The 14,492-nt window shown below is 67.9% G+C and carries 13 protein-coding genes; 5 read left to right on the top strand and 8 right to left on the bottom strand.

What is annotated here, in order from left to right:
- Positions 1–14: 14 nt before the first annotated feature.
- A complete protein-coding gene (locus DZC73_RS10650; RefSeq protein ID WP_124540187.1) occupies positions 15–1,580 on the top strand; it encodes a methyl-accepting chemotaxis protein in 1,566 nt (521 codons plus the stop codon).
- 92 nt (positions 1,581–1,672) lie between these two features.
- Complete coding sequence (locus tag DZC73_RS10655) at positions 1,673–3,226, top strand: methyl-accepting chemotaxis protein (RefSeq protein WP_124540188.1); 1,554 nt, start codon at positions 1,673–1,675, stop codon at positions 3,224–3,226.
- Here DZC73_RS10655 and DZC73_RS10660 read toward each other — a convergent pair.
- From DZC73_RS10660 to DZC73_RS10675, 4 genes are read right to left on the bottom strand one after another with little or no spacing between them, the layout of a single operon-like run.
- Positions 3,198–3,752 (bottom strand): GNAT family N-acetyltransferase, encoded by a 555-nt coding sequence (locus tag DZC73_RS10660; protein WP_124540189.1) that lies wholly within the window; start codon positions 3,750–3,752, stop codon positions 3,198–3,200. The genes DZC73_RS10655 and DZC73_RS10660 overlap by 29 nt on opposite strands.
- Before the next feature lie 5 nt (positions 3,753–3,757).
- The gene (locus DZC73_RS10665; RefSeq protein ID WP_235835070.1) at positions 3,758–4,189 is read right to left on the bottom strand and encodes a GNAT family N-acetyltransferase; all 432 of its coding nucleotides are present in this window, start codon (positions 4,187–4,189) and stop codon (positions 3,758–3,760) included.
- A 5-nt stretch (positions 4,190–4,194) separates the two neighbouring features.
- Entirely contained in the window at positions 4,195–6,744 is a 2,550-nt protein-coding gene (locus DZC73_RS10670; protein WP_124540191.1) for an ABC transporter permease, read from the bottom strand.
- A gap of 32 nt (positions 6,745–6,776) precedes the next feature.
- On the bottom strand, positions 6,777–7,250 hold the full coding sequence (locus DZC73_RS10675; protein WP_124540192.1) for a tetratricopeptide repeat protein: 474 nt from the start codon (positions 7,248–7,250) through the stop codon (positions 6,777–6,779).
- Positions 7,251–7,421: 171 nt separating this feature from the next.
- Between DZC73_RS10675 and alaC the strand changes: the two genes are divergently transcribed.
- Genes alaC through DZC73_RS10690 form a run of 3 tightly spaced genes read left to right on the top strand, consistent with a single transcriptional unit; the run spans position 7,422 to position 10,169 of the window.
- The gene (gene alaC / locus DZC73_RS10680) at positions 7,422–8,654 is read left to right on the top strand and encodes an alanine transaminase (RefSeq protein WP_124540193.1); all 1,233 of its coding nucleotides are present in this window, start codon (positions 7,422–7,424) and stop codon (positions 8,652–8,654) included.
- Positions 8,655–8,690: 36 nt separating this feature from the next.
- Entirely contained in the window at positions 8,691–9,536 is an 846-nt protein-coding gene (locus tag DZC73_RS10685; protein ID WP_124540194.1) for a dioxygenase family protein, read from the top strand.
- Positions 9,537–9,572: 36 nt separating this feature from the next.
- Positions 9,573–10,169 carry a GNAT family N-acetyltransferase gene (locus DZC73_RS10690; protein WP_124540195.1) on the top strand — a complete coding sequence of 199 codons (597 nt, stop codon included), beginning with the start codon at positions 9,573–9,575 and terminating at the stop codon, positions 10,167–10,169.
- Between the two features lie 4 nt (positions 10,170–10,173).
- On the opposite strand, the gene DZC73_RS10695 is transcribed toward DZC73_RS10690, so the two are convergent.
- The 4 genes from DZC73_RS10695 to DZC73_RS10710 form a co-directional block, all read right to left on the bottom strand.
- Positions 10,174–11,265, bottom strand: coding sequence for a BMP family ABC transporter substrate-binding protein (locus DZC73_RS10695; protein WP_124540196.1), 1,092 nt, complete (start codon positions 11,263–11,265; stop codon positions 10,174–10,176).
- 96 nt (positions 11,266–11,361) lie between these two features.
- Positions 11,362–12,105: a substrate-binding periplasmic protein gene (locus DZC73_RS10700; protein WP_124540197.1), complete on the bottom strand. Its 744-nt coding sequence runs from the start codon at positions 12,103–12,105 to the stop codon at positions 11,362–11,364.
- A gap of 149 nt (positions 12,106–12,254) precedes the next feature.
- Complete coding sequence (locus DZC73_RS10705; protein ID WP_124540198.1) at positions 12,255–13,292, bottom strand: adenosine deaminase; 1,038 nt, start codon at positions 13,290–13,292, stop codon at positions 12,255–12,257.
- Between the two features lie 10 nt (positions 13,293–13,302).
- Positions 13,303–14,472 (bottom strand): BMP family ABC transporter substrate-binding protein, encoded by a 1,170-nt coding sequence (locus tag DZC73_RS10710; RefSeq protein WP_124540199.1) that lies wholly within the window; start codon positions 14,470–14,472, stop codon positions 13,303–13,305.
- Between the last annotated feature and the right edge of the window lie 20 nt (positions 14,473–14,492).

The raw sequence follows: 14,492 nt of genomic DNA on the forward strand, positions 1-14,492 counted from the left end.
GGAGAGCAGTACAAATGAATTTTCTGAACAACCTCAAGATCGGCCGTCGGCTGATCATGGGATTCGGGGCCTTGCTGTGCCTGTTCATCGCCGCCATCGTGTTGGGCCTGGCCCAGATGAGCCGCATCGAAGGCCAGCTCGAACGCATTGGCGGTGACGACCATGACCGTTCGATCGCGCTGGGCCGGCTCGGCGACGCGGTCGCGATGCGCGCCATCGCCGCACGCAACCTGGCTCTTCTCACGGACGCCAAGGCCCAGGAAGCAGAACTCGATCGGGCGAAGAAAGCCAAGGCCGAGATCGACACGGCTTTCGCCACACTTGACAAGCTGGTGGCCCGACTTCCCGCCGAGGCGAGCGAGCGGCAACTGCTGGCCAAGGCCCACGAGATGGAAAGCCGCTACGAGCCCATCGCGGCCGGCGTGGTGCAACTGGCCACCTCGCAGAAGCAGGCCGAGGCCATCGCCAAGCTGACCGCCGAGTGCATGCCGCTGCTGACCCAGGTGCTGGCCAACCTGGAAGGCTTCGATGAGCTGGACGCCGCCACGTCCGCTGCGCGCATCGGCGAGGCCAAGAGCGTCTACGGCGAAGCCCGCAGCCTGCAGATCGTGATCGGCCTGGCGGCCCTGATGGCGGGACTGGGCATGGCCTGGAGCCTCACGCGCAGCATCACCACCCCGATCAACGAAGCCCTGGTGGTGGCACGTGCAGTGGCCTCGGGCGACCTCACGACGACGATTTCCTCCGCACGCAAGGACGAAGCCGGTCAGTTGCTGCGCGCCTTGCAGACCATGAACGAGAACCTCGTGAAGCTGGTGGGGGCCGTGCGGCATTCCAGCGAATCGATCGCCACCGGATCCGCACAGATTGCCGTGGGCAACCAGGACCTGTCGCAGCGCACCGAGGAGCAGGCCAGCAACCTGCAGGAAACCGCGGCCTCGATGGACGAGCTCTCGGCCACGGTGCAGAACGCCGCCGACACTGCCCGCCAGGCCAGCGATCTGGCGCACGGTGCCAGCGAAGTGGCCAAGCAGGGCGAGGCCGTGGTCGGCCAGGTCATCGGCACGATGGAAGAAATCTCCAATTCCAGCCGCAAGATCGCCGACATCAACTCGGTCATCGACGGCATCGCCTTCCAGACCAACATCCTCGCGCTGAACGCTGCCGTTGAAGCCGCGCGTGCCGGAGAACAGGGCCGCGGCTTCGCGGTCGTGGCCGGCGAGGTGCGCAGCCTGGCGCAGCGCAGCGCCACCGCCGCCCGCGAGATCAAGGCACTGATCGGCACGAGCGTGGAAAAGGTCGAAAACGGCAGCCGCCTCGTCGGTGACGCCGGCCGGACCATGGGCAACATCATGAGCCAGGTGCAGCGCGTGGCGGAGATGATCCGCGAGATCAGCCTGTCCGCGCAGGAGCAGACCGGCGGCATTTCGCAAGTGACCACGGCCGTGACCCAGCTCGACCAGGTGACGCAGCAGAACGCCGCGCTGGTGGAGCAATCGGCCGCGGCCTCGGAGAGCCTCAAGCACCAGGCCAGTTCGCTGGTCAATGCCGTGAGCGCCTTCCGCCTCGCACACGCCTGAACCCAGGGAACCCGCAGCCCGCCGAAGAGCGGGTTTTCGTACGACAAGATTTCGCACGATCGTATTCAACAGACCTGACCACAAGGCCCCGAATGAAGAACCTTTCTCTCGCAACCAAGCTGTGGATCCCGGCCGTGTCGCTGGGCCTCATGGTGGTGCTCATGACCAGCGTGTCGGCCATCCGCACCACCAAGCTGCAGGCCGCCGCCTCGGCCGAACAGTCCGAGCAGCAGACCCGCCTGGAACTGAGCGCACGCTGGATGGGCCTGGCCGAAGCCAACGCCGCCCGTGCGATGGCCACCACGCTGAGCAGCGATGCTTCGCTGGCGGAGCAGTTCAAGCAGGACGCCGAGGCCACCGCCTCGCGCATGGCCGAGATCACCAGGAAGCTTGACGCCGGCGCCACCAGCGCGGAAGAGCGCACCGCGCTGGCCGCGGTGGCCACGCAGCAGAAGGCGTTCACCGACGCGATGGCCAAGGCCCAGGAGCTGAAGACCGCCGGCCAGCAGGACCAGGCATCGGCACAAGTGAAAGACGTGGCCAAGCCTGCCCTGGCCGGCATGATCACCGCGCAGCAGGCGCTGATGACCATGCATGAGCAAGGCGCCCGCATGCTGCGCGACAAGTCCGGCGCGGAACGCATGCGTACCGTCTACATCGTGTCCGCCGCGATGAGCCTCATCATCGGCCTCGTGGCCCTGGGCACCTGGTACCTGCAGCGCACGATCTGCGTGCCGCTCAAGCAGGTGGTGGACGTGGCGCATGCCATCGGCGACGGCGACCTCACGGTGCGCATCGACACGCAGCGCAAGGACGAGATCGGCGAGGTGCTGCGTTCGCTGCACCACATGGGCGAGTCGCTGGCCCGCATGGTGGGCGAGGTGCGCTCGGGTGCGGACAGCATCAACACCGCTTCGGCGGAGATCGCCTCGGGCAACCAGGACCTGAGCCAGCGCACGGAGCAGACGGCGTCGAACCTGCAGGCTGCGGCTTCGTCGATGGACCAGTTGACCGGCACGGTGAAGCAGTCCGCCGATTCCGCGCGGCAGGCCAACCAGCTGGCGTCATCGGCGGCGGAAGTGGCCGCGCGTGGCGGTGCGGTGGTGTCGCAGGTGGTCTCGACGATGGACGAGATCAATGCGTCGTCCAAGAAGATCAACGACATCATCGGCGTGATCGACGGCATTGCCTTCCAGACCAACATCCTCGCACTGAATGCTGCCGTTGAAGCGGCGCGCGCCGGTGAGCAGGGCCGCGGCTTCGCGGTCGTGGCCGGCGAGGTGCGCAACCTGGCCCAGCGCTCGGCGCAGGCGGCCAAGGAGATCAAGGCGCTGATCGGCGCCAGCGTCGACAAGGTGGAATCGGGCTCCAAGCTGGTGGCCGACGCCGGCGAGACCATGCGCGAGATCGTGAACTCGGTGCAGCGCGTGACGGACATCATCGGCGAGATCACCGCCGCATCGACCGAGCAGAGCGACGGCATCGGCCAGGTGAACAGCTCGGTGGTGCAGCTCGACCAGATGACGCAGCAGAACGCGGCGCTGGTGGAGCAAAGCGCCGCCGCCGCTGAAAGCCTGAAGGACCAGGCCAGCAAGCTGGCTCAGGTCGTGAGCGTGTTCAAGCTGGATTCGCACCAGGTGGTGTGATGCGGTACAGGCAATGCCGCCTGAGGTGATGCCCCACCGGCAGCGCCGGATGCTCGAAGTCCTCGTTCGCATTGACCATGCCGATGCGCTCCATGACCGCACGCGAACGCCGGTTCACGAGCGCTGTGAAGGAGACGATCTCTTCGAGCCCGTAGTGGTCGAATCCGAGCGCCAGGGCGCATCGCGCAGCCTCGCTCGCATAGCCCTGCCCCCATTGCTCGGCCGCCAGGCGCCATCCGATCTCCACGCAAGGCATGCAAGGCAAGGCACGCTGCGGCACGCTCAGGCCGACGAAGCCGATGAAGGTGCCGGTCTCCAGCACCTCGACTGCCCAATTGGAGAAGCCACCTGCCGCGATGGTCGCCATGTAGCCGTCCACCGCCGTATCGCTGGTCTCGCGCGATCGGACGGAAGGAAAGAACTCCATCACCCGCGGGTCAGCGTTCAAGGCCGCGAACGGCGCACGGTCTGCATCCTTCCATTGGCGAAGACGCAAGCGCCTCGTGTTGACGGCGAAGTCACTCATTGCCGTCACCCGCGCCCCTCGACATAGATATCCGGAAAGTAGCGCTCCATCAGTGACTGAGGCCGCAACGGCGGGGTGAATCCGAACTGCGCATACAGGCCATGCGCATCGCCTGTTGCCAGGGTGAAGCGCCGCAGCCCCTGGAGGCCGGGATGCGCCATCACGGCTTGCATCAGCGTCTTGCTGTGGCCCTGCCCACGATGCTCCGGCAGCACGAACACATCGACCAGGTTGGCGAAGGTGGCGCTGTCGGTGATGACGCGGCAGAACGCGATCTGCTGCCCGTCCAGGTAGCCGCCGAAGCACAGGGAATGCTCGATGGAGCGCTTCACCACGTCCAGCGAGATGCCCTTGGCCCAGCTGGAGGTCTCGCTGAGGAAGCGGTGGATCACCGGCAGGTCCAGGCGCGATTTGTCATTGCTGATTTCCAGAGTCATGCCCGTCATTCCTGCGATGCGCTGCGAAGCGTTTCCACTACCGGGCGGCGCAGCACTTCGCGCAAGCCCCACCACCCGGCCGCCAGCGCCAGCAGCGCGCCCGCCACGCCACCGGCCAGGGGCACGATGGGTGACGCGTTCCAGCTGAACTCGAAGGCGTACTTCGCCAGCGCCCAGCCGACCGCGATGGCCGCGACCGACGCGAGCACGCCGGCCAGCGCCCCCACGCCGAGCAGCTCCGCCCGCTGCACCTGAGCGAGCAGCTTGCCGCTCGCACCCATGGCGCGCATCACGGCGAACTCCCTGGCCCGCGACTCGCGGGTGGCCGTCACCGCCGCGAACAGCACCACCAGGCCGGCGGCCAGCGTGAAGCCGAAGAGGAACTCCACCGCGCGGATCACCTGGTCCAGCACGCGCTGGATCTGCCCGATGGAGGCCGACACATCGATGTTGGTGATGTTCGGAAACTCGCGGCTGAGCGCGTTGTCGAAGCCGGCCTTGCCCGGCGCACGGAAGGCGGCGATGTAGGTCACCGGCAAGTCGGTCATGCGCGAGGTCGGGAACATCACGAAGAAGTTGACGCGCATGGAGCTCCAGTCCACCTTGCGCAGGCTGGTGATGCGCCCTTCCGCGGGCTGGCCGCCGATGTCAAAGCGCAGGCGGTCGCCGAGCTTGAGGTTCAGTGTCTGAGCCAGGCCCTCTTCCACGCTCAGCGCATCGGGCTCCTCGGGCGTCCAGCGGCCGGCGCTGAGCAGGTTGTGCTCAGGCAGCGCCGGTGCATGGCTCAGGTTGAACTCGCGGTCCACCAGGCGCTTGGCGCGGTCGTCGGCCCAGTCTTCGGGCGAGACGCGCTTGCCGTTCACCGCCACCAGCCGGCCGCGGATCATCGGGAACCAGTCGTACTTCTTCACGCCGGCCGCATCGAGCGCGGTGCGGAAAGGCTGGCCCTGCTCGGGCAGCACGTTGATGACGAAGCGGTCGGGCGCATCCGGCGGCGTGGCCTGGCGCCAGCTCGCGATGAGATCGGTACGAAGAAGTACCAGCAGCACCAGCGCCAGCAGGCCCACGCTGAGCGCAGAGACCTGGAGCACCGCGAAGCCCGGCCGCGCCGCGATCTGCCGCGTGGCCAGCACCAGCCAGCGAGGCGCGCGCGCCTCGGGCACCGCGCGGCGCAGGACGATGACGGCGATCCAGCTCATCAGCGCGAACAGCGCGATCGCCACCGCGAAGCCGCCCACGGCGATCAGCCCCATCTTCATGTCCGGCGACACCGACAGCAGCAAGGCCGTGAAGCCGATGGTGCCCGCGGCCAGCACGGCGATGGACGCCGGCTTGAGCGCACCCACGTCGCGGCGGATGACGCGCAGCGGCGGCACGCGCGACAGCTGCAGCACCGGCGGCAGGCCGAAGCCCATGAGCAGCGTGAAGCCCACGCCCACGCCGAACAAACCCGGCCAGGCGGTGGGCGGCGGCAGCGAGGCATCCACCAGGCCGGCCAGCAGGGCCACGAAGACGTAATGCACGCTGAACCCCAGCGCCACGCCCAGTGCACTGGCCAGCGTGCCCACCAGCGTGAACTCCACCAGGTACTGCAAGGCGATGCTGCGCTGGGACTGGCCCAGCACACGCAGCATGGCGCAGTCGTCCAGATGGCCGTTGGCGAAGTCGCGCGACGCGATGCCCACGGCCACGGCGGCGAGCAAGGCAGCCAGCAGCGCGACGAGGTTCAGGAACTTCTCGGCGCGGTCCAGCGTCTGGCGCATCTCCGGCCGGCCCGAGGCGAAGGACTCCACGCGGATGCCGCGCAGGCCCTGGCTCTTGATCTGCGCCTCGGACCAGTTGGTGAAGTCGCGCACGGCATCGTCGTTGCCGGTGGGCGATGCCACCGCGGTGCGGTAGCTCACGCGGCTGGCCGGCTGCACCAGGCCGGTGGAGGCGAGGTCGGCCTCGTTGAACATCACGCGTGGGGCAAAACTGGTGAAGCCGGTGCCGCGGTCGGGCTCGATGACGATGAGCTGCGTGATGCGCAGCGTGGCATCGCCCAGCAGGAGCGAGTCACCCACCTTCAGGTTCAGCGATTCGAGCAGCGCGGGGTCGACCCACGCCGTGCCGGGCTCGGGCGCCTTGGCGACCTCGCGCTCCGGCGCATCGGCCCCGGCACGCAAGCGCAGCTGCCCACGCAGCGGATAAGCCGCGCTCACGGCCTTCACACCCACCAGCCGCGATGCACCGCCCTTGTCGTCGGGCGCGCGGCCCATGCTCGGGAACGCCGCCGTCGTGGCCACCGACAGGCCCAGCTCGCGCGCCTTGGCCGCGAAGGCCGGCGGCGCCGGCTGGTCGCTGGAGACGATGGCATCGCCGCCCAGCAACTGGCGGGCATCGCGCGCCAGGCCGTGGTTGATGCGATCGGCAAAGAAGCCCACGGCGCTCAGCGCCGCGACAGCCAGCGTGACGGCGACCATCAGCAGGCGCAGCTCGCCGGCCTTGAAGTCGCGGGCGAGCTGCCGCCAGGCCAGGTGCCAGAGGGAGGTGGTGCGAAGGGGCGCGGTGTCCATGCCGCTTTATACCGGCCTTCGCAAGCCAGGCACTACTGCTTGTGCGACGCTTCGTACTCCGCGATGTCCTTCTTCAGGTCGCTGTACTCCTCGCAGCCGAAAAAGCAGATCTTGTTCAGCGCCGCGAGATGCTCCTTGGCCTTGGCGAGATCGCCCACCTGCAGGTAGGCCTCGCCGATGTACTCGTGCGCCCCGGTGTGCTTGGGGTTGATGCGCAACGCCTCGTTGTAGTGCTTGAAGACGAGGTCCATGTCCGGATTCGGCCCCTTGCGCATCGAGTAGGCGTAGAGGTTGTGGTAGTCGGCGTTGTTGGGCTTGGCGGCCAGCGCCTGCTTGAGCTGGGCCTGGGCGCCGGCCCAGTCCTTCTTCTCGATGGCGGCCTTGGCGGCCACGACCACCGGGTCGTCATTGGCACCGCCGCTGCTGCCGCCTCCGCCGCCCGCGGCCAGGGCCGCGGCGCTGAATGCCAGCAAGGCGGCGCCAATCAATCTCACGTGAACCTTCATCGCCAGTCTCCTCAAGTCATGGGCAGATCATCTGGGAGGGGTACGTCCGACGACGTGACTTTATTCCCTCTGGACGGCTGCGGCGTTCGCCACTACGATGCGTCACCCCGCGTGCCATGCGCGGGCACGTCGCTCGGACGGTTCCGGGCGCTCACGTTCAAGGAAATCTGCATGTCTGCCTCTGAGGGCAAGCGCCGCTTTGCGCGCATCGATCGTCTCCCCCCGTACGTCTTCAACATCACCGCCGAGCTGCGCGCTGCCGCACGCCGACGCGGCGAAGACATCATCGACATGAGCATGGGCAACCCCGATGGGCCGACGCCGCCGCACATCGTGGCCAAGCTCACCGAGGTGGCCCAGCGGCCGGAGACGCACGGCTACTCCACGTCCAAGGGCATCCCCCGCCTGCGCCGCGCCATCTCGCACTGGTACCGCGACCGCTACGGCGTGGAGATCGATCCCGAGAGCGAAGCCATCGTCACCATCGGCTCCAAGGAAGGCCTGTCGCACCTGATGCTGGCCACGCTGGAGCGCGGCGACACGGTGCTGGTGCCCAACCCGAGCTACCCCATCCACCTGTGGGGCGCGGTGATCGCGGGGGCCGACATCCGCTCGGTGCCCAACACGCCGGACGTGGACTTCTTCAGCGAGCTGGAAACCGCCATCCGCACCAGCTACCCCAAGCCCAAGATGATCATCCTGGGCTTTCCGTCCAACCCCACGGCGCAGTGCGTGGAGCTGGAATTCTTCGAACGGGTCATCGCCCTGGCCAAACAGCACGACATCCTCGTCGTGCACGACCTCGCCTACGCCGACATCGCCTTCGACGGCTGGAAGGCGCCGTCCATCATGCAGGTGCCCGGCGCCAAGGACTGCGCGGTGGAGTTCTTCACCATGTCCAAGAGCTACAACATGGCCGGCTGGCGCATCGGCTTCATGGTGGGCAACCACGAGCTGGTCACGGCACTGGCGCGCATCAAGAGCTACCACGACTACGGCACCTTCACGCCCATGCAGGTGGCCGCCATCGCCGCGCTCGAAGGCGACCAGCAGTGCGTGAAGGACATCGTCGCCACCTACCAGAGCCGGCGCGATGTGCTGTGCAAGGGCCTGCACGAGGCCGGCTGGAAGGTGGACGTGCCCAAGGCCTCGATGTACATCTGGGCACGCATCCCCGAGCCCTACCGCCACCTGGGCTCGCTGGAGTTCGCCAAGGAGCTGCTGGCCAAGGCCAAGGTGAGCGTGTCGCCGGGCATCGGCTTCGGCGAATACGGCGACGGCTTCGTGCGCTTCGCGCTCATCGAGAACGAAGCGCGCATCCGCCAGGCCATCCGCGGCATCAAGGCCATGTTCCGGGCGGACGGCTTGCTTCAAGGCGCTTCAGCGGTGGCTGCAAACGCTTAGAACGGCCGAGGCGGCGCGGAGTGTTTCAATGAACCCATGAACACTCCGCTGCCCTCGATCTTCGTCTCCCACGGCTCGCCCATGATCGCGCTGGAACCCGGCGCGGCGGGTGAATTCATGAAGACGCTGGGGCCGGCCATCGACCGCAGCTTCGGCCGGCCGCGCGCCATCGTGGTCGCCTCCGCCCACACCACGGCGCGTGCGCCGGTGGTGCTGGCTGGTGCGCGGCATGAAGCCATCTACGACTTCGGCGGCTTCGATCCGCGGCTCAACCAGATGCGCTACGACGCCCCGGGGTCGCCGGAGCTGGGCCGCGAAGTGGCCGGGCTGCTGGGGGCTGCCGGCATGGCGCCGCAGGTCATCAACGAGGGCGGGCTGGACCATGGCATCTGGACGGCGCTGCGCTACATCTACCCGCAGGCAGACATTCCCGTCGTGCCGGTGGCTTTCGTGCCCACCCTGCCGCCTGCGCAACAACTGGCGCTGGGCCGGGCGCTGGCGCCGCTGCGCGAGCAAGGCGTGCTGGTGCTGGGCACAGGCAGCATCACCCACAACCTGCGCCGCGTCTTCGCCGACGGGCTGCGCAGCAACCCCGACAAGCCCGAGATCGCCGAGAGCGCGGCCTTCCGTGAGTGGATGCGCTCACGCAGCGAAGCCCACGACTGGGCGGCGCTCGCGGACTACCGCCGGCAGGCGCCGCATGCGGTGGACATGCATCCGACCGATGAGCACCTGCTGCCCTGGTTCATCGCCGCGGGTGCCGCCGGGTCGGACACCGCCCCCGCCGTGCGCATCCACGACAGCGTGACCTTCGGGGTGCTGGGGATGGATGTGTATGCCTTCGGCGAAGAGGCGCCGGCATTGCAGGCCGCCTTGCACTGAACCCGCTCATCCCGCACTGGCGCGACAATTCGCGCCATGCCACTCCCCTCGCCTGCCATCGCCGCCCAGCAACTGGAGACACCGCGCCTGCTGTTGCAAGCGTCGGACCCGGCCATGTCGCGCGAGGCGCTGGCTTTCGTGGCCCGCAACCAGGCCCACTTCGCGCCCTGGGACCCGCCCACGCCGGAGGGCTTCTTCACCGTGCGGGGCCAGCGCGAGCGGCTGCTCAAGAGCCGGCGCGCCTTCGCGGCAGGCGAGGCGTTCAGGTACTGGCTGCGGCTGCGCAACGACCCCACCCGCATCGTCGGCCAGGTCCACGTGTTCTCGGTGTCGCGCGGCGCCTTTCACAGCGCCATGCTGGGCTACCAGCTCGACCAGACGCTGCAAGGCGCGGGGCTGATGAACGAAGCCTTGCAGGCCATCGTCCATGAGATGTTCTCCGGACCGGTGCGCCTGCACCGGCTGCAGGCCGCGCACCTGCCGGAGAACCTGCGCAGCGCCGCCGTGCTGGCCCGCCTCGGCTTCAAGCCCGAGGGCATGGCCACGCACTACCTCTACATCAACGGACAGTGGCGCGACCACGTCATCAACGCGCTGCTGAACCCGGCATTCAACGGCGCGCCGCCGGTCTGAGCGTTCACTTGGGCAGCGCGCCCGACACGCCCTGCACGAACCAGTTCATGCCCGAGATCTGCGCATCGCTCATCGCACCGGCAGCGTGGCGTTCCTGTCCTTCGCTGTCCACCATGCGGCCGGAGAACGGTGCGAAGCGGCCTTCGACGATGGCGCGGCGGCGCGCTTCCACCAGCGCCACCGTCTCCTTGTCCACCGACGGCGAGAACGGCGCCAGTGCGATGAAACCGTCCTTCAGGCCCCCCCACACCGGCTGCGGTTTCCAGCGGCCATCGATCACCGACTGCGCCACCCGCGTGTAGTAGCCACCCCATTGATGCAGCACTGAGGTGAGCTGCGCATGCGGCGCGAAACGGCGCATGTCGCTCTGGTAGGCCACGAGCATCACGCCCCGGTCTTCGGCCGCCTGCGCCACCGCGGGCGACCCACTGTGGTTGGTCAGCACGTCAGCGCCTTGGTTCACGAGCGTGAGCGCGGCCTCGCGCTCCTTGGCCGGATCGAACCAGGCGTTCAGCCACAGCACCTTCACCTGCGCCTTCGGGTTCGCCTCGCGCATGCCCAGCGTGAAGGCGTTGATGCCCTGGATCACTTCTGGCAGCGGGAAGCCCGCCACGTAGCCCGCCATGCCGGTCTTGCTGCTGCGGCCGGCAACCAGGCCCGCGAGGTAGCGGCCCTCGTAGTAGCGGGCGTTGTAGGTGTTGAGATTGGGCGCCGTCTTGTAGCCGCCCGCGTGCTCGAACTTCACCTGCGGGAAATCGGCCGCCACGCGCAGGGCGGGCTCCAGGTAGCCGAAGCTGGTCGCGAAGATCAGCGAGTGGCCCTGCGCGGCCAGGTCACGCATCACACGCTCGGCATCGGGCCCCTCGGCCACGGACTCGACGACCGTCGCCTTGACGCGGTCTCCCAGCGCCTGCTCCATCGCCTTGCGGCCCTGGTCGTGCTGGTAGGTCCAGCCGGCCTCGCCGACGGGGCTGACGTAGACGAAGGCGACCTTGAGGGGCGGTGGCGCGGCTTGAGCCGGCCGGGGGGTGAGGCCCAGCGAGAGCGCTGCGGCGAACGTCGCGGCCGCGAGGCCGCGCGTGAGGTTTTGAAGCATGGTGTTCCTCGACATGGCCCCGGGATGCGGATTCACCCGGCCAGCGGGGGCACGCCGGCCAGGATCAGGCGATTCTAGGTTCGCGCGCTACCCGCACTACCAGCCCCACCGCCCGGCGATCCCCTTGAACTCGCCGGAGCGGCGCAGCCGCTGCATCTGCTCGTTGAAGGCGCGGACGATGGCCTCGCCGCCCTGGGTACTGCGCGATACCACGAGGTACTGCGGATGCTCCTGCACCGCCGGGTACAGGCAGTCGATGAGGCTGGCCGCCTCGCCGAAGTGCTTGCGGGCGAGGTGCTCCTCCACGCGGCTGTCGATGATCACCAGGTCCACGTGGCCGGCCATCAGCTTGCGCAGGTTCTGCAGGTCGTCGGTGACGGCCTCGGTCTGGATGCCTGCCAGGGCCATGCCCTCGGGGTCGGCATAGCCGCGCACGGTGCCCACGGTGAAGGGCTTGATCGCCTCCCAGGTGGTGAAGCGCTCCGGCCCGAAGCTGCCGCGCCGGCACAGCACGATGCGGTTGCTCACCACCGGGTCGGAATAGAAGAAGCTCTTCTCGCGCTCGGGCGAGCGCCACACGCCGACGAGCCCGTCGACCTGGCCCTGCTCGCCCAGGCGCAGCGCCCGCGCCCAGGGCATGAAGCGCACCTCGACCTCGTAGCCCGCATGGCGCAGTGCGGCCACGGTGAGCTCGGCGACGGGGCCGCCGCGTTCAAGGTTCTCGCTGTAGTACGGTGGGTATTCGGTGGCGGCCAGCACCAGCTTGCGGGCCTGGGCCGAAGCAACTACCACCAGTGCGGCGATCAGCAGCAGCAAGGCGCGTGCACGGCGCAATGGCATCGCGAACCATCTCCAGGCCCGCGGCCCGACCCTGCTGCGAAGGTTTCGGGCCGGTACTCCCCAGGACCATTGTGAGCCGGCAGGCGGAATTTGTGGCCCGCGTAAACGAGGGGTCGTTCTGGAGGGACGACTCCAGAACGGTCAGGGGTTCAAGCCGCCGCGAACACCTGGTCCAGCTGCGCCTTCCACGCGCTCTTGGCCGCTGCATCCACGAAGCTCGCCTCGAAGCTGTTGGCCGCGAGCTGGTAGGCGTGCCTGGCCGTGAGCTGCGGCAAGGCATCGAAGGTGGCGACGAAGTTGTCGTTCATGTAGCCGCCGAAATAGGCCGGGTCGTCGGAGTTCACCGTCGCGGCCAGGCCCTGGTCGAGCAGGGTCGCGAGGTTGTGCTCGCTCATGGTCTTGAACACGCACAGCTTCACGTTGGACAGCGGGCACACCGTGAGCGGCACGCGTTCCCTGGCCAGGCGCTGCATGAGCACCGGGTCCTCCACGCTGCGCACACCGTGGTCGATGCGCTCGACCTTCAAGACATCCAACGCGCTCCAGACATAGGCGGGCGGTCCTTCCTCGCCCGCATGGGCCACCAGGTGCAAGCCCAGCTCCCGGCACTTGGCGAAGACCCGAGCGAACTTCTCCGGCGGGTGCCCGCGTTCGCTGCTGTCCAGCCCCACGCCGACGATCTGGCTGCGAAAGGGCATGGCTTCTTCCAGCGTGGCGAAGGCCTCTTCCTCGCTCAGGTGCCGCAGGAAGCACATGATGAGCGAGCTGCTGATGCCCAGCTCCGCCTGTGCCCGTGCGCAGGCGTGCGTGAGGCCGGTGATCACCGTCTCGAAGCTCACGCCGCGGGCGGTATGGGTCTGCGGGTCGAAGAAGAGCTCCGCATGCACGACGTTGTCGGCCCGGGCGCGCCGGAAGTACGCCATGGCCATGTCCTCGAAGTCCTGTGCCTTCAGGAGCACGCTGGCTCCGGCGTAGTAGATGTCGAGGAAGCTTTGCAGGTCGGTGAAGGCATAGGCCGCGCGCAATGCTTCGACGCTCGGATAAGACAGGCTCACCCCGTTGCGCTGCGCCAGCGCAAAGATCAACTCGGGTTCGAGCGAACCTTCGATGTGGATGTGCAGCTCCGCCTTGGGCATGGCCCTCAGCAGGTGGTGAAGCTTGTCTTTTCCGATGGCGTCGAGTTGCATGGCCTGCCTCTTACTTGTCGCCGCCCGGCACCTTGCCTTCGACGCCCTTGACGAAGAACTTGACCCCGCCCAGGAACTTGTCATCGGCGACCTCATCCTTCTTCAGCTGCTCCTTGCCGCTGTTGTCGACGATGGGGCCCTTCCAGATGGCGAAGCTGCCGTCCTTCAGTCCGGCCTTCACGGTGTCGACCTTGGCCTTCAGCTCGGCTGGCACCTTGTCGGAGATGGACACGATGTCGATGGCGCCTTCCTTCACGCCCCACCAGGCCTGGCCGGTGGTCCAGGTGCCGTCCAGCGCGTCCTTGGTGGCCTTGATGTAGTACGGCGCCCAGTTGATGATGGACGAGGCCAGGTGGGCCTTCGGGCCGTAGGCGGTCATGTCGCTGTCCCAGCCGAAGGCGTACTTGCCGGCCTTCTCGGCCGTCTGCAGCACCGCGCTGGAGTCGGTGTTCTGGAACAGCACGTCGGCGCCACCGTTGATGAGCGACTGCGCGGCGGCCGTCTCGTTGGGCGGGTCGAACCACTTGTTGACCCACACCACCTTGGTCTTGATCTTCGGGTTCACCGACTGCGCGCCCAGCGTGAAGCTGTTGATGTTGCGCACCACCTCGGGAATGGGCACCGAGCCCACCACGCCCAGCACGTTGCTCTTGGTCATGCCGCCGGCGATCACGCCGGCCATGTACGCGCCTTCATAGGTGCGGCTGTCGTAGGTGCGCAGGTTCTCGGCCGTCTTGTAGCCGGTGGCGTGCTCGAACTTCACGTCCTTGCTGTCGCCGGCCACCTTGAGCATGTGGTCCATGTAGCCGAAGGTGGTGCCGAAGATGAGCTTGTTGCCCTGCCCCACCAGGTCGCGCATCACGCGCTCCGCATCGGGGCCTTCAGGCACGCTTTCGGTGAAGCTCGTGACCACGCGGTCGCCGAATTCCTTCTCCACCGCCTTGCGGCCGCGGTCGTGCGCGAAGGTCCAGCCGCCATCGCCCACCGGACCGACGTAGGCGAAGGCGATCTTCAGCGGCGCGGGCTTGGCAGCGGCCGATGCCGCCGAGGCCGGCGCGGAAGCAGGCGCCGCGGCGGTGTTGGTGGACTCGTCCTTCTTGCCGCAGCCGACGAGCGCGGCGGCAGCGGCAAGCGTGGCCCAGCCGGTCAGGCGGAGCATGGAACGCTTCGAATGGATCATCGTGAGATCTCCTCGATGGT

This window comes from Rhizobacter terrae (assembly GCF_003852895.1).
GTDB classification, from domain to species: Bacteria; Pseudomonadota; Gammaproteobacteria; order Burkholderiales; family Burkholderiaceae_C; genus Albitalea; species Albitalea terrae.